18 protein-coding genes, 3 pseudogenes and 1 other annotated feature (1 of these 22 running past the window's edge) are annotated in these 19,198 nt (G+C 53.5%); of the genes and pseudogenes, 15 read left to right on the plus strand and 6 right to left on the minus strand.

The annotated features are described in order from the left end of the window. Positions 1-159 (plus strand) — a binding site (T-box leader) (it extends 117 nt beyond the left edge of the window). 47 nt (positions 160-206) lie between these two features. Further along, positions 207-1,460, plus strand: coding sequence for a tyrosine--tRNA ligase (tyrS, locus tag ACHHV8_RS10450; RefSeq protein WP_395158221.1), 1,254 nt, complete (start codon positions 207-209; stop codon positions 1,458-1,460). 142 nt (positions 1,461-1,602) lie between these two features. Here the strand turns inward: tyrS and rpsD are convergent, their stop codons facing one another. Beyond that, complete coding sequence (gene rpsD, locus ACHHV8_RS10455; protein ID WP_395158222.1) at positions 1,603-2,202, minus strand: 30S ribosomal protein S4; 600 nt, start codon at positions 2,200-2,202, stop codon at positions 1,603-1,605. A 344-nt stretch (positions 2,203-2,546) separates the two neighbouring features. Here rpsD and ACHHV8_RS10460 point away from each other — a divergent pair, with 344 nt between their 5' ends. The 4 genes from ACHHV8_RS10460 (at position 2,547) to ACHHV8_RS10475 (ending at position 5,195) form a co-directional block, all read left to right on the plus strand. Further along, a complete protein-coding gene (locus ACHHV8_RS10460) occupies positions 2,547-3,128 on the plus strand; it encodes a TVP38/TMEM64 family protein (protein ID WP_395158223.1) in 582 nt (193 codons plus the stop codon). A 119-nt stretch (positions 3,129-3,247) separates the two neighbouring features. Next, positions 3,248-4,363: an aminopeptidase gene (locus ACHHV8_RS10465; protein WP_395158224.1), complete on the plus strand. Its 1,116-nt coding sequence runs from the start codon at positions 3,248-3,250 to the stop codon at positions 4,361-4,363. A 90-nt stretch (positions 4,364-4,453) separates the two neighbouring features. Then, positions 4,454-4,702, plus strand: a complete 249-nt coding sequence (locus ACHHV8_RS10470; protein WP_395158225.1) for an HPr family phosphocarrier protein — start codon at positions 4,454-4,456, stop codon at positions 4,700-4,702. Positions 4,703-4,907: 205 nt separating this feature from the next. Continuing rightward, entirely contained in the window at positions 4,908-5,195 is a 288-nt protein-coding gene (locus ACHHV8_RS10475; RefSeq protein WP_395158226.1) for an Fpa/YlaN family protein, read from the plus strand. Positions 5,196-5,249: 54 nt separating this feature from the next. Here the strand turns inward: ACHHV8_RS10475 and cax are convergent. Next, positions 5,250-6,283: pseudogene (gene cax / locus ACHHV8_RS10480) on the minus strand (calcium/proton exchanger). A gap of 115 nt (positions 6,284-6,398) precedes the next feature. Here cax and ACHHV8_RS10485 point away from each other — a divergent pair. The 3 genes from ACHHV8_RS10485 (at position 6,399) to ACHHV8_RS10495 (ending at position 7,682) form a co-directional block, all read left to right on the plus strand. Further along, a complete protein-coding gene (locus tag ACHHV8_RS10485; protein WP_395158227.1) occupies positions 6,399-6,683 on the plus strand; it encodes an SDR family NAD(P)-dependent oxidoreductase in 285 nt (94 codons plus the stop codon). After that, entirely contained in the window at positions 6,658-7,185 is a 528-nt protein-coding gene (locus tag ACHHV8_RS10490) for an SDR family oxidoreductase (RefSeq protein ID WP_395158228.1), read from the plus strand. The genes ACHHV8_RS10485 and ACHHV8_RS10490 overlap by 26 nt, the downstream gene beginning before the upstream one ends. Before the next feature lie 107 nt (positions 7,186-7,292). Beyond that, complete coding sequence (locus ACHHV8_RS10495; protein ID WP_395158229.1) at positions 7,293-7,682, plus strand: Asp23/Gls24 family envelope stress response protein; 390 nt, start codon at positions 7,293-7,295, stop codon at positions 7,680-7,682. A gap of 61 nt (positions 7,683-7,743) precedes the next feature. Here ACHHV8_RS10495 and ftsW read toward each other — a convergent pair whose 3' ends face one another. Together ftsW and ACHHV8_RS10505 are read right to left on the minus strand one after the other, a co-directional pair. Then, on the minus strand, positions 7,744-8,913 hold the full coding sequence (gene ftsW / locus ACHHV8_RS10500; protein WP_395158230.1) for a putative lipid II flippase FtsW: 1,170 nt from the start codon (positions 8,911-8,913) through the stop codon (positions 7,744-7,746). Between the two features lie 13 nt (positions 8,914-8,926). Further along, positions 8,927-9,274 (minus strand): YugN family protein, encoded by a 348-nt coding sequence (locus ACHHV8_RS10505; protein ID WP_395158231.1) that lies wholly within the window; start codon positions 9,272-9,274, stop codon positions 8,927-8,929. 226 nt (positions 9,275-9,500) lie between these two features. Here ACHHV8_RS10505 and ACHHV8_RS10510 point away from each other — a divergent pair. The 3 genes and pseudogenes from ACHHV8_RS10510 (at position 9,501) to ACHHV8_RS10520 (ending at position 12,591) form a co-directional block, all read left to right on the plus strand. After that, positions 9,501-10,665 (plus strand): annotated as a pseudogene (locus ACHHV8_RS10510) (amidohydrolase). A 137-nt stretch (positions 10,666-10,802) separates the two neighbouring features. Then, the gene (locus tag ACHHV8_RS10515; RefSeq protein WP_395158232.1) at positions 10,803-11,237 is read left to right on the plus strand and encodes a CBS domain-containing protein; all 435 of its coding nucleotides are present in this window, start codon (positions 10,803-10,805) and stop codon (positions 11,235-11,237) included. A 187-nt stretch (positions 11,238-11,424) separates the two neighbouring features. Continuing rightward, entirely contained in the window at positions 11,425-12,591 is a 1,167-nt protein-coding gene (locus ACHHV8_RS10520; protein WP_395158233.1) for a Gfo/Idh/MocA family protein, read from the plus strand. An 84-nt stretch (positions 12,592-12,675) separates the two neighbouring features. Here ACHHV8_RS10520 and ACHHV8_RS10525 read toward each other — a convergent pair whose 3' ends face one another. Then, positions 12,676-13,203 carry a thermonuclease family protein gene (locus tag ACHHV8_RS10525; RefSeq protein ID WP_395158234.1) on the minus strand — a complete coding sequence of 176 codons (528 nt, stop codon included), beginning with the start codon at positions 13,201-13,203 and terminating at the stop codon, positions 12,676-12,678. A gap of 159 nt (positions 13,204-13,362) precedes the next feature. On the opposite strand from ACHHV8_RS10525, the pseudogene ACHHV8_RS10530 reads away from it, so the two are divergent. The 3 genes and pseudogenes from ACHHV8_RS10530 (at position 13,363) to ACHHV8_RS10540 (ending at position 17,775) form a co-directional block, all read left to right on the plus strand. After that, positions 13,363-15,125: pseudogene (locus ACHHV8_RS10530) on the plus strand (DNA repair helicase XPB). After that, positions 15,122-17,128, plus strand: a complete 2,007-nt coding sequence (locus tag ACHHV8_RS10535; protein WP_395158235.1) for a helicase-associated domain-containing protein — start codon at positions 15,122-15,124, stop codon at positions 17,126-17,128. The pseudogene ACHHV8_RS10530 and the gene ACHHV8_RS10535 overlap by 4 nt, the downstream one beginning before the upstream one ends. A 185-nt stretch (positions 17,129-17,313) precedes the next feature. Further along, on the plus strand, positions 17,314-17,775 hold the full coding sequence (locus ACHHV8_RS10540; protein ID WP_395158236.1) for a YlbF/YmcA family competence regulator: 462 nt from the start codon (positions 17,314-17,316) through the stop codon (positions 17,773-17,775). Between the two features lie 52 nt (positions 17,776-17,827). On the opposite strand, the gene ACHHV8_RS10545 is transcribed toward ACHHV8_RS10540, so the two are convergent. Continuing rightward, entirely contained in the window at positions 17,828-18,856 is a 1,029-nt protein-coding gene (locus tag ACHHV8_RS10545; RefSeq protein WP_395158237.1) for an asparaginase, read from the minus strand. Between the two features lie 74 nt (positions 18,857-18,930). On the opposite strand from ACHHV8_RS10545, the gene ACHHV8_RS10550 reads away from it, so the two are divergent. Next, complete coding sequence (locus tag ACHHV8_RS10550) at positions 18,931-19,197, plus strand: YlbG family protein (RefSeq protein ID WP_395158238.1); 267 nt, start codon at positions 18,931-18,933, stop codon at positions 19,195-19,197. Position 19,198 lies beyond the last annotated feature (1 nt).

The raw sequence follows: 19,198 nt of genomic DNA on the forward strand, positions 1-19,198 counted from the left end.
CGCGCACGCGCGCCAGTAGCTTCCAGCCGGGTTTGTCCCGTTATCGGTTTCAAGTGAAAGCTCCTATCCCGAATCCTAAAGGTTCCCTTTAAGGATACGATTCGGTTAAGGCGCTTTAATTAGGGTGGTACCGCGAGCAACAGCCTTCTCGTCCCTTTGTGGATGAGAAGGCTTTTTTGTATTTTTACAGAGAGGAAGTAGAAGAAATGAACATTTTAGAGGAACTGCAGTACAGAGGATTAATTCAGCAATTGACGGACGAAGAAGGCCTTGCCAAAAAATTGAGCGAGGAGCCTGTCGTATTGTATGCAGGCTTCGATCCGACCGCGGACAGCCTTCATATCGGGCACCTGCTGCCCGTTCTGTGCCTCAAACGATTCCAAATGGCGGGTCATCTGCCAATTGCTCTGGTAGGCGGGGGCACGGGGCTGATCGGGGATCCGAGCGGGCGCTCCACCGAGCGTTCCTTGAACACACAGGATGTCGTGGAGGAATGGACGGAGAAGCTGAAAGGCCAGCTGTCCCGCTTTCTTGATTTCGAGTCCGGCGTCAATCCGGCGCGTATGGCCAACAACTACAACTGGCTGGGTGATTTGAACGTGATTACCTTCCTCCGGGATATCGGTAAAAATTTCTCGGTAAATTACATGCTCGCCAAGGACAGCGTTGATTCGCGTCTGAGCAACGGCATCTCGTTCACCGAGTTCAGCTACATGATTTTGCAGGCGTATGATTTTTACCGGATGAACACGGATATTAATTGCAGCCTTCAAGTGGGCGGAAGCGACCAATGGGGGAACATTACCGCCGGACTCGAGCTGATCGGCAAATCGACCGGCAACAAGGCGTTCGGGTTAACGATGCCGCTTGTGACCAAGAGCGACGGCTCCAAATTCGGCAAAACCGCCGGTGGCGCGGTATGGCTCGATCCGGACAAGACGTCTCCGTACCAGTTCTACCAGTTCTGGATCAATACCCACGACAACGATGTGGTGAAATTCCTGAAATATTTCACCTTCTTGTCCCGTGATGAAATTTCGCGCCTGGAAGCCCAAGTTAACGAGAGTCCGGAGAAGCGCGAAGCTCAGCGTGTTCTGGCGAAAGAAGTGACCGAGCTCGTACATGGCCAGGAAGCGGCCGAGAGTGCGATCAAAATTTCTGAGGTGTTGTTCAGCGGCAACGTCAGTATCTTAACCGGCAAAGAAATCGAGGATGCGTTCCAGGACGTGCCGTCCACAGAAGTGTCCGGCGAAATCAGCCTGATCGATCTGCTGCTGGCCGTGAAGGCGGCTCCGTCGAAGCGTCAGGCCAAGCAGGATATCGAGAGCGGCGCGGTGTCGCTGAACGGCACGAAGGTGACCGAGCTCGATAAATCGCTTCAGCAGAGCGACCTGCTGGAAGGCAAGTACATCGTTATCCGCCGCGGCAAGCGGAATTACTACCTGGCTAAGTTCGTTTAGCCTCTGCGGCGGCGCCGTTTCGAGAAAGAACAAGCAGTCCCTGAACGCTCCGGCAAGGAGCAGGCAGGGGCTGCTGTTTTTTTAGCGCAACAAAAAAGCCGCCTTCCCGTAAAGGAAGGACAGCTTTGTGGGAGACTACAGATTAACGGCTGTAGAACTCGACGATTTGTTTCTCGTCGATTTCTTGAGGCAGCTCAGAGCGCTCAGGAAGACGAGTGTATTTACCTTCGACGGAAGCGTCGTTGAATTCCAGGTAAGCCGGCAGGTAGTTACGGTTAGCCAAAGCTTCTTTAATGGAAGACAAACCGCGGCTTCTTTCACGAAGACCGATCACATCGCCAGTGCTTACTTGGTAAGAAGCGATGTTTACTTTTTTACCGTTAACGGTTACGTGTCCGTGGGAAACCAATTGACGTGCGCCTGCACGGGAGTTGGCAAGACCAAGACGGTAAACCAGGTTGTCCAAACGGCTTTCAAGCAGAATCATGAAGTTTTCACCCGCGATACCTTGCAGCTTGGAAGCTTTATCGAACAGGTTGCGGAATTGTTTTTCGTTAACTCCGTACATGTGACGAAGCTTTTGTTTTTCTTGCAGCTGAATGCCGTAGCCGCTCATTTTTCTGCGTTGTCCCGGACCGTGTTGTCCTGGAGGGAATGGACGCTTCAATTCTTTGCCAGTGCCGCTCAGGGAGATGCCCAGACGACGGCTGAGTTTAAATTTAGGACCTGTGTAACGTGACATGTAATGTTGTGCTCCTTTGAAATATAATGGTGGATGTGTTTGATTCCTCGGGTGAAGCGTGTGCTCGATTTTGTTTCAAAGTCATGGGTTGTCCCTTCGACATCTGCCAGGAAAGTTCAGCCGCTGTCCTGTCAGCAACAAAATCTATGAGGGTGACACAGGCTTCCACCATAAGCACAAATTCAAGAAGAATTGAGCTTATTCTCGACTTCTAATTCTATAAGACTCGACCTGCCTATGTCAAGTGCAGGGGGCGATTTTATGCTATCTTTTTGCCGGGAAACACGTTTTGTGAAAGAGGCGGTGAAAATGGTACAATAAAGGGTGTAGAGGAGGAGAGTTTTGTGGGTAAATGGAATGTCCACCACTTATCCGATATTTTGGATTCGTGGGGGTGGATGGGCCACCTGGCCGGAGCGCTTCTGGCTTACGTCCAGACGGTCTTTCCGTTCGTGCCGTTCGTCGTCGTTGCAGGCGCGAATGTGCTGCTGTTCGGTTTATGGCTTGGGTTTATCGTCAATTATGTGATGTCCGTTCTGGGGGCGTCGACCGCCTTCTGGTTCGCACGCAATTACGGAAGAAACTGGGTCGAGAAGAGGCTGGAGAAATATCCGCAGCTCAGCGCGTTTAACGAGAGGCTCCAGCGCAACGGCTTTTTGTACATAGCCATCGCCAGGGTCATTCCGGTGCTGCCTTCTTTTGCGATCAATTTGGGTGCTGCCGTGACGAAGGTGAGGGGAAGAGATTTTATTCTTGGAACTGTGGTGGGGAAGCTCCCGATGATTTTTTTGGAATCGCTGATCGGGCATGACCTGCTTTATTTCCATCATAATAAAGGAAGACTGCTGCTGCTTTTGGTGATATTCATCGCCCTGGTGCTCATCGGCAACCGCTACAAGCGCAAATGGTTCGGAAGCGGGAGCTGACGGATCGGCGGCGGGTAATAGAGGTAAGGGCGGCATCCGGTGGCGCTGGAAGTCAAGAAAAGCGGCGGTACGCAAAATGTATGAAACATAATTTTAGCTGAAAAGGAGCTGTTCATTCGATGAGAGACCCGCGTATACAGACATTGGCACATACCATTGTAACTTATTCTTTAGATGTGCAGCCCGGGGAAAAGGTGCTGGTCGAAATGATCGGCTCGGAACGGGAGCTGCTTAAAGCGATTGTGGAGGAGGTACACGCCCGCGGGGGCCATCCGTATGTAGAATTGACCGATCCCGGAGTGCAAAGCGCGATGCTTCAGTCGATAACGAAGGAGCAGGTGGAGCATTGGGCCGAAATGGACTTGAAGCGGATGAAGGACATGAACTGTTACGTCGGCATCCGGGCCGGCGAGAACGTCAGCGAAATGTCCGATGTGCCGGAGGAGCAGATGAAGCTGTATCAAACGTACTACAGCAAGCCGGTTCACCTGGAGCAGAGGGTGAAGAAGACGCGCTGGGTCGTTATGCGTTATCCGAACGCTTCGATGGCGCAGCTGGCTAATATGAGCACGGGGAAATTCGAGGACTTTTACTTTAACGTATGCAATCTGGATTACGCCAAAATGTCCGATGCCATGGACCCGCTGCAAGCGCTGATGGACCGGACGGACAAGGTCCGCATCGTGTCGCCGGGCACGGATATGTCGTTCTCCATTAAGAATATCGGCTCGGTCAAGTGCTGCGGCCGCCGCAACATTCCGGACGGGGAAGTCTATACGGCTCCGGTTCGCGACACGGTGAACGGCGTCATCAGCTACAACACGCCATCGGTCAAATCCGGCATTACTTTTGAAAATATCGTTTTCCGCTTTGAAAACGGCAAAATTGTCGAGGCGACGAGCAACGACACGAAGCGGCTGAACGACATTCTCGACGCGGATGAAGGCGCGCGCTATATCGGCGAGTTCAGTCTCGGCTTCAATCCGCATATTCTCACACCGATGAAGGATACGCTGTTCGATGAGAAAATCGACGGAAGCCTGCACTTCACGCCGGGCCAAGCGTATGAGCAGGCGGACAACGGCAACCGCTCTTCCGTGCACTGGGATCTGGTGCTGATTCAGCGTCCGGAATACGGCGGCGGAGAAATTTATTTTGACGATGTCCTGATCCGCAAAGACGGCCGCTTTGTTATTTCGGAACTCGAAGGATTGAACCCCGAGCATTTGAAATAGTTGTTGCGTGTTATAGATTTCCAATGTAAAATCTAAAAAGAAAGCGATTTACATATTCCAAAGTTACTGATCCGCATGGAGGGATTCCAAATGTCAAGTGCCAATAATGCAGCTATCGTAGAAATTTCCCAAACCGCAAACAAATTCAGATCTTCGATTGTTTTGCAGTATGATAACAAGTATATCGATGTAAAAAGCATTTTGGGTCTGTTCACTACGTTGCTGACAAGCAGTAACTATGATCTGCACGTCCATGGACCGGACGCTGAAGATGCGAAAAAAGCGATGGCTGAAGTGTTTGCCAAGCACAATTTGAAAATCAACAGCATTCAAGATTAAGGTTAAGACAGCGGCGCTTTTCACCGAAAGGGGAGGCGCCGTTTTCCATTTTTCGGGTGAATGACGGTTAAAACGTTGCAAAACAAGGGTGGAAAATAAGAGATTCGTCGGTTTCATAGAAGAAGGACATCGGGCTCTCTTGTGTATTGTGCCGTTTTCGTCTAATATTAAGCTATGAACTCGTACGTACAGGGGGGAAGGCTTGATGTCATCATCCGATTTGTTACTAAGCTTATCGCAGAAAGCACTCCATCTTATTCAAGAGGATGCGGATAAAATTGAAAAGCTCATCGAAGTACAGATGGAAAACTTGGCTACACGTAAATGTCCTCTGTATGAAGAGGTGTTAGATACACAAATGTACGGGTTGTCCAGAGAGATTGATTTCGCCATTCGCGCAGAGCTGATTACAGAGACGGCTGGCAAGCATATTATGGTGAAGCTGGAGCGGAATCTAGCTCAGCTTTATGAGGCGCTAAACAAAAAAGAGTAACCTTCTATTCAGAAGGTTACTCTTTTTTTTGAAAAGTATGTAGGGAACAAGGGGTTACACGAGATAGAAGGCAATTCCAAGGATGCAGTATACGATGAGCAGCAGCACGCCCTCGTACCAGTTGGTTCTGCCGTCCTGGGAGATGGATTTGGCGATGATGACGGATACGCCGATAGCCACAAGCTCAAACGTACTGAACACGATGTTCATTGTTTTGCCGAACAGAGCGGAGACTAATACGAGCACCGGTGCGACGAACAGAGCGATCTGCAGGGAGCTGCCGACGGCAATCTCGACGGCCGCTCCGATTTTATTTTTGCGCGCCAGCATAATGGCTGCACTGTGCTCGGCCGCATTGCCGATGATGGCAATCAGGAACGCGCCGACGAACAGCTCCGACAGCCCGAATTGATGGGTGATCGTCTCCAGCGTGCCGACAAGCCATTCGCTGACGAAAGCGACCATGGCGGTGGCGACGACCAGAAAGAGAACGGAGGTGCCTTTGGACCAGGCGCTTCCCCATGTTCCACGACCTCGTCGGCGAGCTCATTCTTGTGCGTCACCATGGAGAAATAAAGCCACAGCAGGTAGGCGATAATCAGGATGACGGCTACCAGGATGCTCAGGTTCATCGTCTCGCTGGTCGTCAGACTCTTCGTGAAGGCTGCCGGGATAAACAGGGCAATGACGGCAAGCAGCATCAAGGAGCCGTTATGGCTCGCCAGGTTGACGTTGAACTTTTGCTCCTTGAACTTTAAGCCCCCCAGCAGCAGGCTGGCCCCGAGAACGAGCAGCAGGTTTCCGATGATCGAACCGGTGATACTGGCTTTGACGATATCGAACAAGCCGTCCTTTACCAGGAAAATGGCAATGATCAGCTCAGCCGCGTTCCCGAAGGTGGCATTGAGGAACCCGCCCAACCGTTCCCCTGCGTAATGCGCGACGCTTTCGGTCGCTTTGCCCAGAAAGCCGGCCACGAACACGATGGCGATACAGGAAATAATAAATTGCACCGTAGCGGAAAATAAACCGGAGTAATGAGCGAAGGCGCTCAATACGAAGCTTGCGATAAGCCCGATGCTGAACATGCGTTTCAAAACGATCACCTCTTATGGTAAAGTATACCTTATCTCTATAAAACCTATTCTACTATACCCATATTTTGGGTTGGTGTAAACTCTAATCAGCAGGAGCGTGATCCCTATGGATTTATATTTAACCGGAAAAACCATCGTCGTAACGGCGTCCAGCAAAGGGCTCGGCAGAGCGGTCGCAGAACAGCTGGCCGCCGAGGGCGCACACCTGCTCTTATGCAGCCGGAATGAAGATTCAGTCAAGGAAACGGCAGAGGACATCCGCCGAAAGTTCAAGGTGAAGGTCGAGGCGATGGCGGTCGATTTGAGCGAGCCTGCCGACATCGATAGGCTGGTCACTTATGCAGACGACCATTTCGGGCGTGTAGATGCGTTGGTATGCAATTCGGGATGAGCCGCCGAGCGGCAGTTTTCTCTCCTTCGACGATGCGGCTTGGGAGAAAGCTTTTACAGGCAACCTGATGAGCGTGGTACGGCTGATTCGCGGCTTCCATCCGAAGCTGAAGGAGCATGGCGGGCGTATCGTAACGATCGCATCCACCTCGGTGAAGACGCCGATTCCCGGACTCGTGCTGTCCAACACGTTCCGCACCGGTGTCCTTGGACTGATGAAGACTTTGTCCCAAGAGCTTGCAGCCGACCAAATTCTGCTCAATACCGTATGCCCCGGCCGCATTATGACGGATCGAATCGTCGAACTGGATTCGGCGAAGGCGGAGAGGGAGCAAATCACCATGGAGGAAGTGCAGGAAACTATGGTGCGGGATATTCCGCTGGGACGCTATGGGGAGCCGCATGAGCTCGCTTCGATTGCCGCTTATTTGCTCTCGCCGAGAAACAGCTATATGACCGGTTCCGTCTTTTATGTGGATGGCGGCGCAGTGAAGTCGTTGTAATTTCGACATCAATTGTCGAACGTATGAAGCATATGACGGCGGGTCAAGTTGCTTTCCTATAGGGAAGTCATTACAATGTAGGTATAACCCTCTAAGGAGTGATCCGTATGTCCGAAGAAATTCAATCCGGTCTTATTCGCATTTCAGATGATGTCGTTTCGACAATCGCAGGCTTGGCTGCGTTGGAAACTCCTGGGATTGCCGCCATGTCGGGAGGGATTTCCGAAGGTTTAGCCAAACGGCTGAGCGGTAAAAATGTACAAAGAGGCGTCTCGGTCGAGGTCGGACAAGTAGAAGCCGCTATCGATTTACGTGTCATTGTCAACTATGGCTCTAGCATTCCCGAGGTCTGCCGCGATTTGCAGCAAAACGTACAAGAAGCGGTAGAGAACATGACCGGCTTGACCGTAGTTGAGGTGAACGTCAAGGTTGAGGGAGTCGCTTTCCGCGAGGAAGAACCAACGACTGCTGTGGATGATCCGCAACGGGTGAGATAACGCATGCGCGGTCCGCATTGTACATACGCATACACATGAAAAAAGAGAGCTGACACATTGTTCAGGCTCTCTTTTTTATTTCTTTTTCCTTCTCGGGCTTGTTGTACGTTCTTGAAATACCGAGCAGGATGCCGATGCTTGTAAGCGTGACCAGCATAGAAGATCCCCCGTAGCTGATCAGAGGCAGGGTAACCCCGGTCAACGGAATGCTGCCGGTGACGCCGCCCAAATTAATCAGCGCTTGAATCGCAATCATTCCGACAATGCCAACGCTCATTAAAGTACCGAACGAATCTTTGCAGCGGATGGCGACGTACAAGCCACGCCATAGAAAGGCCAGGTAGACGAGAATAAAAAAAGTGCTTCCTATAAAACCGAGCTCTTCGCCGATAATGGAAAAAATAAAGTCATTGTGCGCTTCCGGAAGATAGTGCAGCTTCTGAATGCCTTGTCCGAACCCTGCGCCTGTAAAGCCGCCGTGGCCGAACGCATACAGCGATTGAATGATCTGATAGCCGCTTCCTAACGGATCTGCCCATGGATTCAAAAAGGTCGTGAACCTTTCGATACGGTAGCTGTTTCCATTGGTCTTAATCAAATAAGCCGTGACCAGAAGAGACAGCATGCCTGCGCCGGCGGCTCCCAAATAAAAAATATGCTTCAGGTTGGCCCCGCCGGCCACAATCACAATGGCTGTAATCATCGTAAGAATCATTAACGAGCCGGTATCCCCCTGCAGGAGAATGAGGAAGAACATCACGCCGTAGATAGCTATAGCAGGCAGCAGACCCGTCTTGAAGTCGCGAAACTTCTCCTCTTTCTTGCTGATCAAGGCGGCCAAATAAATAATGATGGCCAGCTTGGCGAATTCGGACGGTTGAATGCCGAAGCCCCCGATATAAAACCAGCTCCGTGCGCCGTTCACCTCTTTACCGACCATGGACACCATCAGCAGCAAAATGACGACAATGACAAAGCCGGGGCGGATCCATTTGCGCAAAATCCGGTAATCGATATTCATAAAAAAAAACATGGCTACCGTACCCAAAGCAATAAAGACACCCTGACGCGTTACGAGATACCACGGATCGTTCACCATGGTTTTGGTGAGGGGGTCCAGGCGTGTATACGCCATGCTTGCGCTGAATACCATAGCCAAACCGAAACATACCAATGCAAAAGTTAAAAAAAGCAGCAGGAAATCCGGCGTGCCTCGTCGTGGGGAAGTCATGATGACCTCCTTTCTAGTGGGACAATTCGGTTTTCAGCTGAGACAGCTTGGACGTAGCAATTTTCATAACTTGATCCGGAATCGGCGACTGATAGTCCAGGCCGTGAGGGAAAGTAGCTTTGCCGATATAAACGTCTTCTATGTAAAGAATTGCGTATGGCGATTCCAGCTTGCCGGTTTCTACCCTTGTATTGATGCGAAGGAAGTAGTCGCCTCCCGTAGCCTTGTCTTCGATTTTCAAATCGTATGTAGCGCGGTAATATTCCCATTGCCAGCGAACAAAGCCAAGCTTAGCGCTAACTTCATCCAGATGGGCCAAATCGCTTTTGAGCCCTTTGACGCCGTTGTTTTCAATAATCACTTTGAAGCCCTCCTAATAAAAGTCAAGTCCATTAAAAAAGCTTCCTACTTATAGAAGCTTTTCTTTTTCATGATAGTATGTTTCCCAAAGTTGTGCAACCCTATTGCAAAATGTACAGGGGGAAGATGAAGCAAAGTATGAAATTCCTGTGACACCGCGGTGACAGATAGATGAAAGTCGGAGGCAGATTTGATAAAATGAAAATAAAGAAGCGGAGGGAAGAGCCATGGAACAATTATTAGCAGCGGTGGACCGGCTGTATCCGGACATGGTGGGATGGCGCCGGCATTTGCATCAGCACCCGGAGCTGTCCTATTACGAAGAGGAAACGGCGTCCTTCGTGGCTCACAAGCTTCGCGAGTGGGGACTTGAGGTACGGAACCGGCGTCGGCGGACACGGGGTAGTGGCCCGGTTAAAAGGCAGCGGCAGCGGACCTGCGGTCGCGCTGCGTGCGGATATGGATGCACTGCCGATCCAGGACGAGAAGAGCACGGAGTATGCGTCCAGAACGAAAGGCGTCATGCATGCCTGCGGGCACGATGCTCATACCTCGACATTGCTCGGCGTGGCCAAGGCGATGTCGGAGCATAAGGAGCTGCTGCGGGGGGACGTTGTTTTCCTGTTCCAGCACGCCGAGGAATTAAGTCCGGGGGGCGCTCACAGCATGATTGAAGCGGGAGCGCTTGAGGGCGTCGATTACGTGTACGGAATTCATTTGTGGACGCCGTTTCCCGTCGGCACGGCCTGCAGCAGAGCCGGAGCCTTAATGGCCGCCGCGGACGAATTTGAAATCACGGTCAAGGGCAAGGGCGGCCACGGAGGATTGCCCCATGAAACGGTCGACAGCATCGTTGCCGCATCGCAGCTGGTCGTCAACCTGCAGACGATCGTCAGCCGCAACGTCAATCCGACGGAGCCTTGCGTCGTATCGGTCGGCTCCTTTCACAGCGGCACGAGCTTTAACGTCATCGCCGAGACGGCTAAGCTGTCGGGCACCGTTCGAACCTTTGATCCCAGGCTGCGTATGGAAGTCAAGCAGCGGGTGGAGGACATTGTCGAGCTTACGGCGCGGCTTGCCGGGGCGGAGGCGGTCGTCGATTATAAATTGGGCTATCCGCCGGTCATTAACGATCAGGGCGAGGCGGAGCGCTTTTTCCGGGCGGGAGCCAGGGTGATGCCCTGTGAACCGTCGCCGCTCATTATGGCGGGGGAAGATTTTGCCTACTATCTGCACCATCGTAAGGGCTGTTTTATGTTTGTCGGCGCAGGGAACCGGGAGAAAGGAATAATCCATCCGCACCATCACCCGCGCTTTGACATCGACGAGGAAGCGATGCGCCATGCGGCGAGATTGTTTATCAGCATGGTGACGGACTGCCAGCAGCCTTAGCTGCCGATATGTGTTAATACGCTCCGGCGCATGAGCGAATCCCTTTCGGGAGAATCTATGTCTGCGACGAAAGAAAAGCGGGTTTTCGTAAATCCGTTGTTTCAATCGCCAGCCAATTCTTCTGGGAGGGATTTTCTTTGAGCCGAACATTAAAGGAAATCATGACGACGGATTGCTCTACAGTGACATTGCTGGATAACGTGTACGAGGTTGCTGTCAAAATGAAGCAGGAGGATACGGGCTTTATTCCTGTTGTTGACGGGAAAAAGCTGATCGGCGTCATCACGGACCGCGACTTGGTTATCCGCGGCTTCGCGGCCAAGAAGGAAGGCTCGACCGCGGTGAAAGAAGTGATGAGCAGCAATCAGATCACGACGGCTACGCCGGAAACGACGGTCGATGAAGCAGCCAAATTAATGGCTAAGCAGCAAATCCGCCGTCTGCCGGTCGTTGAGAACGGCAACCTGGTCGGCATCGTATCGATCGGTGACCTTGCGGTCCGCGATAAGTTCGAGGATGAAGCCGGCGAGGCGCTCAGTCAAATTTCGGAAAAAGATAAAGTCACGGTCTAATCTGTCTTTTCCCATGCTTCGATTTGCTGTTTTGGAAGGAGCTCGTTCCCCTGTCCGTCATGGAGGGGGAACGATTTTTTTTAGATTGCTTATTGCTATGTTCACGTGTGCATTATATAATGGGATTGAGCTTGAAATTGCTTACATAGCTCTGATTAATGAAACGAGAGGCAGGGGAACCGAGGAAATGGATAAAGTGCGCATTGGTATAATCGGGATGGGCAACATGGGTAAAGGCCATACCGAATATTTTTCGAAAAATGCTGTACAGGGCGCTGAATTGACGGCAGTTGTGGACATTGATCCAACCCGGCTGGAATGGGTAAAAAACAACCATGGAAATATGAACATTCAATTATTCGATAATTTGGATGCGTTCTTCGCTTCCAAGGCGTTTGACGCCGTATTGGTAGCTACGCCGCATTACGATCATCCGACTTCGGCCATTCAGGCGTTCAATCATGGTTATCATGTGCTGGTCGAGAAGCCTGCAGGAGTATATACGAAGCAAGTACGCGAAATGAACGAGGCGGCAGCCAAATCGGGCAAAGTGTTCGGTATTATGTACAACCAGCGAACCAACCCGTTGTATCAGAAGCTCCGCGATCTGATTACTTCCGGCGAGCTTGGCGAAGTGCGCCGTACGAACTGGATCATTACGAACTGGTACCGTTCCCAGAGCTATTATGACAGCGGCGGCTGGCGCGCTACCTGGGCCGGAGAAGGCGGCGGCGTTCTGATCAACCAAGATCCGCATCAGCTGGATTTGTGGCAGTGGACCGTGGATATGATGCCGAAGCGGGTACGCGCTTTTTGCGGCTTTGGCAAATACCGCAACATTGAAGTGGAAGACGACGTTACAGCTTATGTTGAATATGAGAACGGCGCGACAGGCCTGTTCGTAACGACAACCGGCGAAGCGCCGGGAACGAACCGCTTCGAGGTTTCGGGCGACCGCGGTAAAATCGTCATTGAGGACGACAAGCTGACCTTCTGGCGTCTGCGCGTGTCCGAAACCGAGTTCAACCGTACTTATACAGGCGGATTCGGTTCGCCGGAATGCTGGAAATGCGACGTGCCGGTCATTGGTGCTCCAGGACCTCAGCATAAAGGCATTATGCAAAACTTCGTCGACCACATCCTGAAAGGGACGCCGCTGCTGGCGCCGGGCGAAGAAGGAATCAAAGGCTTGACACTGTCCAATGCAATGCACTTGTCTTCCTGGACGGACAATTGGGTTGATCTGCCGATCAACGAGGATCTGTACTACGAGAAGCTGCAGGAGCGCATCAATAACTCCACCTATCAAAAGGAAACCCGCGAGCTTCAAATGGACGTTAAAGGAACTCATTAATATAAACAAAAAGACGACGAAGGAGCGGTGCTCCCCCGTCGTCTTTTTTTGTTGGCTGACGTTACTGTTGTAAAAAGAATGCAGTTATTTTTTCTTCTCGAACGCTTTATCGTAGTTGGTCCACAAGCCTTTCTTGGCGCTGCGGGCCTGTTCCTGGTCTTTCTTGAACTGGTCGACATATTTCACATTAGGAGGAAACGTAGCGATACGGGCATAGCCTTCGCGGACCAGCGTGCGATTCAGCATTTCGTCTCCGATCCAGACATAGGCCAGGAAGCGTCCGTATTGATCCTTCCGCTCCACGTCCCATTCCAGCTCAACCGTATTGCCTTCCAGCCGCTTTGCCGTATAGTCGGAGGCTTCTTTGCCGTAAAACATAACGGGCGTCTCCGGCTTCTTCGTCTCCGGCGTATCGATTCCGATCATCCGTACCTTTTCTTTCTTGCCGTCCTTCTTGATCTCAAACGTATCTCCGTCGACAACCCGCTCCACCTTGACCGGTTCCCGACCCGGCTGTACGGCGGCGGGACGATCGTTGCAGCCGCTGAACACTGCAGCGAGACCGGCCAGAAACAGCATTGTCATGACGCATAATAACAAGCGCTTTCTCAACTTTTCACCGACACCTCTTCCGTTCCATGCTTCGTTAGGTAGATTACCCCAAATGCACCGGGTTGTAAAGGGAGGACATGTTTAAATCCCGGCCATTCCCCTCATACTAGAAAGGATGGAAATGAAAAGGAGCATCAGGATCAACCGAAAAAACCGCTTATCGTGCAAAACGATTTCACCATTTTACTGGAAGCCCGCCACCCTGACTTCGACACGGTTCGCCATGGATTGGCGCGCTTCGCAGAGCTTGTCAAAACGCCTGAGCATATGCACACTTACCGCATGTCGGCTTTATCGTTATGGAATGCGGCGGCGGCCGGGATGAAGACCGACGAGATTACATCATTTCTGGAGAACCATGCCAAGTTCGGTGTTCCGCTCGCGGTAAAGCAGGATATTCGCAGATTTGTCGAGCGTTACGGGAGAATCAGGATGGAAAGCCTTGGCGAGGATTTGCTGCTTATTTCCGACGATATTGAGGCGATCAAGGAAATGGTCTCTTACAAATCCCTGCGTTCCTATGGGCTTTGTCAAGTGAATGCCAACACGCTCCGGTTCTCCTCTTCGTTCCGCGGGGCATTGAAGCAGGAGCTGCTGAAGCTCGGCTACCCTGTCGAGGATTTGGCCGGGTATACCCGCGGCGAGGAGCTGCCGATCCGGCTGAAGCAGCAGAGCGGCAGCGCCAAGGGCTTCCGGCTGCGCGATTACCAGACCTCGGCCGTCGACTCCTTTTACCGGAACGGCAGTCTGCAGGGCGGCAGCGGGGTGCTGGTTCTGCCCTGCGGCGCAGGAAAAACGGTCATAGGCATAGCGGCTATGGGCAAGCTGAATTGCGCTACGCTCATTTTGACGACCAACAGCACGTCCGTCCGCCAATGGAAGCGTGAAATTTTGGAGAAAACGGATGTCACCGAAGATATGGTGGGAGAGTACACAGGTACGAAAAAGGACGTCCGTCCCATCACGATCGCCACGTATCAAATTTTGACCTATCGCAAGTCGAAGGACGACTTGTTCGTACATATGGATCTGTTTAACAAAAGGGACTGGGGGCTCATCGTATACGATGAGGTTGCCATTTACTGCCGGCTCCGGTATTCCGGGTCACAGCGGATATCCAGGCGACGCGCAGGCTCGGGCTGACCGCTACCCTGGTGCGCGAGGACGGGCGGGAGGAGGACGTATTCTCGCTGGTCGGGCCCAAGCGCTTCGAAATGCCGTGGAAGGAGCTGGAAAGCAAGGGCTGGATTGCTTCCGTAACCTGCACCGAAATCCGGATTCCGCTCCCTGACACCCAGCTGGAGCAGTACCGCGGCGCTGAAGCGAGGCATCAGATGCGGATTGCAAGCGAAAATCCGGAGAAGCTTGAGGTGGTGCGGGAGCTGCTGGAGAAGCATGCCGGCGAGCAGATTATTGTGATCGGGCAGTATCTGGATCAGCTGAAGCAAGTGGCCCGGGCGATCGATGCGCCCCTGATTACAGGAGAGATGCCGCACGAGCAGCGGGAGCAGCTGTACGGGCAGTTCCGGCGGGGCGAGCTGCACACCATCGTCGTATCCAAGGTAGCGAATTTCGCCGTGGATTTGCCCGATGCGTCGGTAGCGATTCAAATTTCCGGCAGCTATGGCTCCAGACAGGAGGAGGCGCAGCGGCTCGGTCGAATTCTTCGTCCCAAAGCGGAGGCGAATGAGGCGAGCTTCTATTCCGTCATTACTGCGGATTCGAAGGAGCAGGATTTTGCCTTGAACCGCCAGCTGTTCCTGGTGGAGCAGGGCTACCGCTACCTGATCGACCAGCGGGGAGACAGGCAGCGGGAATCCACGTATGCAGCGGAGCAGGGACATATGGGGGGCGCGAATCCGAATCTGAACCTGAACCGGGTCAGTGAATGGATCGAGCCGGAGGAGGTGAACGCGCCGTGAATCATACGTATTATTTAGCCAAAATGCCTGCGGAGCTTCGCGCCCGCATCGAGTCCGAAACGGTGTACTACCCTTGGCTGAAACAGGGAGAAACGCTGGAGGGCATCTGGCGTCAGCCCGCTATCATGGAAACGATCTATAATCAGCTGTCCGCAAGAGAGCGGACGCTGCTGGGCTGGATCGTTCAGGCGATCGGCTGCGAGCCGTTTGACGGCGGGAGGCTGGAGAAGCTGGCCTCCGCCGGCATGTCGGGAGCTGACGCGAGGGTCGGACTGCTGCAGCTGCTCAAGAAGGGATTGGTGTATCCGTTCCGCAAAAGCTGGGGGGAGCAGGTCTATGTGATGGCCCAGGACGCGCTGGAGGTGTGGCAGCAGGTGCTATTCCCTCTCGCCGGAGGCGGTGCGGAACGATTCGCAGATATGGATGAAGCATCCCACGGGATTGGCCTGTCCGATACGAACGGTCCTGGGCTTGCCTATGACCTGTTTCATATGCTGGTTTATATAGCGGGTCAGGAGGTCAAGCTGACCAAAAACGGAACCCTGCACAAAAAACAGCTGCAGAAGCTTGGCGTGCTGCTGACGCTGCCGGATGCTTGGCTCAAGGGAGTTGGGATCAAGTATGCATACGCCGATGTGTACCCGCCCAAAATAGCGGTCATGCTTGAGTTTCTGACCCGGCTTCAGCTCATCGAACCGCAGGATGATATGCTTCTGCTGCAAAAGCAGCCGGCCCGGCAATGGCTGGCCTTATCCGAGCCGAGCCAAAACAGAGTGCTGTACACGCTGTGGAAGCAAGCGGCGTTTCCCGGCGCGGTATGGCTGCAGCATGCCGCCGTGCTGCTGGAGAGGCAGGAGGAGGGACGCTGGCTCCACGGTCCCGGCCTGCTGCGCTGGCTGCTTGGCCGCGGTTTGCTGCCATGGGGCAGCGGCAGAGAAGCGGGGGTTGCTGCGCCGTCCGCCGAGCTGGAGGCGGAAGCGCTGCGCCAGCTGGAGCAGCAGTGGCTTCTGCCGTTAATCGCCTTCGGCTGGATGGAAAAAGGCAGCGACCGCGAGGGGCAGCCGGTTTACCGCTGGCTGAAGCATCCGCTCGGCCGGGGGCAGGGCTCCGATGCTCAGCCGGATATCGGATCGCAGGAGGCCGAGGCGGATCAGGAGGAGAGTCAACGCTTTTATGTGCAGCCGGATTTTGAGCTGCTGGTTCCGCCCGGCGTCGGCTTCGCGGTTCGCTGGGAGCTGTCCGTCATAGCGGATCTGCATAAATCGGATCAGCTGTCTGTCTACCGTCTCACGAAGGAGAGCCTGCAGCGGGCGATGGAAAACGGGCGCAAACCGGAGGAAATCGTCCGTTTTTTGGAACGGTTTTCGATCTATGGAGTCCCGGATAACGTAAAGCTAACCTTGGAGCAGTGGGCCAAGCCGTTCGGTAAAGTAGGACTCGCGCAGGTTATGCTGCTGCGCTGCGAGGATGAGACCGTTGCCGAGGCGATCCGCAGGCTTCCCGGAAACGGCGAATGGCTGGGCGAGCCTCTCGGGGACAGGGCATGGATCATTAGCCCCGATCAGGTGAAGCGAGTGACGGAGGTGCTGACCAAGGCGGGGTGGATGCCCGGTAAGGTAGCCCGGCTGGATGGGACGGCCGGCAGGCCTGCCGAAGGCAGCGGCGCCGAAGAAAGGTGGCTGAAGCCGGACCTGAACTCGCCGGCTCTGCCGTCGGTTGAACCGGGAAGCCCATGGCCCGTGAGCGGGCAGGGCTTTATTTATGCCCGTCACGGCATCGGGTATTTCGATATGGAGCAGCGGCTGCCGGACATTCGGGACTTTTATCCCGATTTAAACGGCATCCCTGCCAGCTGGACGAAGGATTACAGGGCATATCATGTCTCCACGCGGCGCGAAATGGTGGAGAAGGCATTGGAATGGCGCGCCGCTCTTCAAGTGCGCTGCAATGGCCGGGATCATTATATCGCCCCGCGGAAGCTTCAGGAAACCCGGGGCACCTGACCCTGATCGGCCTCGAATCCGCGCAGCAGCAGGAGATTTGCTTGTTCCCGGAGGAATGGCAGGAGATGAAGATGATTTTACCTGGCATTAATGATAAATATTGATGCAACAAAACGGCCTCAGGTGTGGTATGATAGATTTGTCTAAAGTAGATGATAAAACTATCTGTAAGGCAGGTGCTGGTCATGGCAGTAATTGAGGCCCAATCGTTAGATATGTCTGCCATACTGATGCAGGCATATGATTTAGGCGATATGATTAACGTTTCCGCGGAGACGGCGGATTACTTATATTGGAAGCGTCGGAAAGACGAAGATCCCGAGGTTCACGAGCTGGTCAAACAGTTTAACAAAAAGAAAGAGCTGTTCGAGGAATGCCAGCGCTTCGGTCACTTCCATCCCGATTACCATGCTGCTTTGGAGCAGGTTCAGGCGATTCAGAGCCGCCTGGACGGCCTGGAATCGGCCCGCGGCTTTAAAGCGGCGGAGCAGCGGCTCGACGAGCTGCTGTATGTGATATCCGAAACGATCGCCCGAAGCGTATCCGATACTATCAAGGTTCCGAGCAACGACCCGCTTGCCAAGGGAGGCGGCTGTTCTTCCGGCGGCTGTTCCAGCGGCGGGAGCTGCTCCGGCAGCTGCGGTTAAACACTTCAAAGCCTTCCTTACATGTAAGGAAGGCTTTGGTGGAATCAGCAGGCTACTCCGTACGACGAAGCCGAAGCACCGGCAGCAGCTGTCCGACGACCGCTTGCTGGCAGTTGACGATGAAAGGCTTGTGGAACTCGCTCAACGCTTCGGCCTCCGAAGCGTTGAGAAGCCCAAGCTGGGCGAGCGTTTCCGTCACAGCCGGATATAAGGCTCTCATCGCGCCGTCTTCGATTTTGACGGCTATCCCCAGTCCTTGAGCGGGAATCGTCAAGGCGAACACGCCTTCCGCTCCCATTTTACCGAGAATGCGTCCTTGCGTCACCTCGATCAAACGCGTGTCGAAGCGGCCGGTTCCGGCTACATAGAAAGGCTCTTTGCGAATGCTCTCCACAATCTGCCTGCAGGCCTCGGCTCGAGGCTGAGGAAGATCTTCAGGGTTGCCCAGCCGGGCGTAAGCGTAAGCCAGCGCACGGAGCGGGAGGGCGAACACAGGAACCCCGCAGCCGTCGGTTCCCAGTGTAATTTCACCCGCGGAAAGACCCGCGAGCTCGGAGATGACCTGCAGCATACGCTGCTGAACCGGGTGTGACGGTTCCGCGTATCGGCCGGCAGGCACATCTAACAGCCGGGCAAGGGCCAGCATGCCCGAATGCTTTCCCGAGCAGTTGTTGCGAAGCGGTGTCGGGGACGATCCTTGAGCCCTGAGCCGGTCTGCGGTCGGCTGATGGTACGGATCGTGCACCCCGCAGGTAAGAGCGGTTTCATCGAGCCCAAGTGCTTGCAGGATCGCACCGGCCTCGGCCGCGTGTTCATCTTCGCCGTTATGGGAGGAACAGAGCAGAGCAATCTGCTTGTCGGTCAGATGGTACCGGCTGACACCGCCCGACTCGACCAGCGGAATCGCTTGCAGCGGCTTGGCTGCGGAGCGGGCAAAGGTAACATAATCCGGATTCCCGGCGGAAGCCACGGTTTCGCGGCGGAGATTGACCGCTGCGATGTGCCCCCGGTGCACGCTTTCGGTTAAGGGGCCGCGCTGGGCGGTAACAACGATTGGAGATTCCTGGACATGGGGAAGCATAGGATATACCACCTTTTGGGATCAGCGTTTCATTATTCATGCTTATATTTTATCATAGAGAGAAGGGTTGACTTATGTTTACCGATCGCAGCGGAATCATTGTCTGGGTAAGCGACAGTAAAGCGGCGGCAAAGCACCTGGAGCGCTATGGCAGCGTTCATTTTATATCCAAGAGAATGCATTACGCAGCGATGTATGTTCACTCCAGCAAGCTGGAGGAAACGATGAAGCAGCTGCAGAAGCTCCCTTTCGTCAAAAAAGTGGAGCGGTCATACCGCAACGAAATTAAGACGGAATACAGTAGTAATATGCCGGATAAAACAAGATTTTACACATTATAAG

The sequence above is a fragment of the Paenibacillus sp. TAB_01 genome, from assembly GCF_043945595.1.
GTDB lineage: Bacteria > Bacillota > Bacilli > Paenibacillales > NBRC-103111 > Paenibacillus_S.

What these genes read in the sequence shown, in the direction of transcription:
- ACHHV8_RS10545 (WP_395158237.1), bottom strand. Translation starts at nt 18,856, where the DNA reads ATGCTTCCCCATGTCCAGGAATCTCCAATCGTTGTTACCGCCCAGCGC.
- ftsW (WP_395158230.1), bottom strand. Translation starts at nt 8,913, where the DNA reads ATGACTTCCCCACGACGAGGCACGCCGGATTTCCTGCTGCTTTTTTTA.
- ACHHV8_RS10520 (WP_395158233.1), top strand. Translation starts at nt 11,425, where the DNA reads ATGGATAAAGTGCGCATTGGTATAATCGGGATGGGCAACATGGGTAAA.
- ACHHV8_RS10465 (WP_395158224.1), top strand. Translation starts at nt 3,248, where the DNA reads ATGAGAGACCCGCGTATACAGACATTGGCACATACCATTGTAACTTAT.
- ACHHV8_RS10470 (WP_395158225.1), top strand. Translation starts at nt 4,454, where the DNA reads ATGTCAAGTGCCAATAATGCAGCTATCGTAGAAATTTCCCAAACCGCA.
- ACHHV8_RS10540 (WP_395158236.1), top strand. Translation starts at nt 17,314, where the DNA reads ATGGCAGTAATTGAGGCCCAATCGTTAGATATGTCTGCCATACTGATG.
- tyrS (WP_395158221.1), top strand. Translation starts at nt 207, where the DNA reads ATGAACATTTTAGAGGAACTGCAGTACAGAGGATTAATTCAGCAATTG.
- ACHHV8_RS10550 (WP_395158238.1), top strand. Translation starts at nt 18,931, where the DNA reads ATGTTTACCGATCGCAGCGGAATCATTGTCTGGGTAAGCGACAGTAAA.
- ACHHV8_RS10495 (WP_395158229.1), top strand. Translation starts at nt 7,293, where the DNA reads ATGTCCGAAGAAATTCAATCCGGTCTTATTCGCATTTCAGATGATGTC.
- rpsD (WP_395158222.1), bottom strand. Translation starts at nt 2,202, where the DNA reads ATGTCACGTTACACAGGTCCTAAATTTAAACTCAGCCGTCGTCTGGGC.
- ACHHV8_RS10490 (WP_395158228.1), top strand. Translation starts at nt 6,658, where the DNA reads ATGCGTTGGTATGCAATTCGGGATGAGCCGCCGAGCGGCAGTTTTCTC.
- ACHHV8_RS10485 (WP_395158227.1), top strand. Translation starts at nt 6,399, where the DNA reads ATGGATTTATATTTAACCGGAAAAACCATCGTCGTAACGGCGTCCAGC.
- ACHHV8_RS10475 (WP_395158226.1), top strand. Translation starts at nt 4,908, where the DNA reads ATGTCATCATCCGATTTGTTACTAAGCTTATCGCAGAAAGCACTCCAT.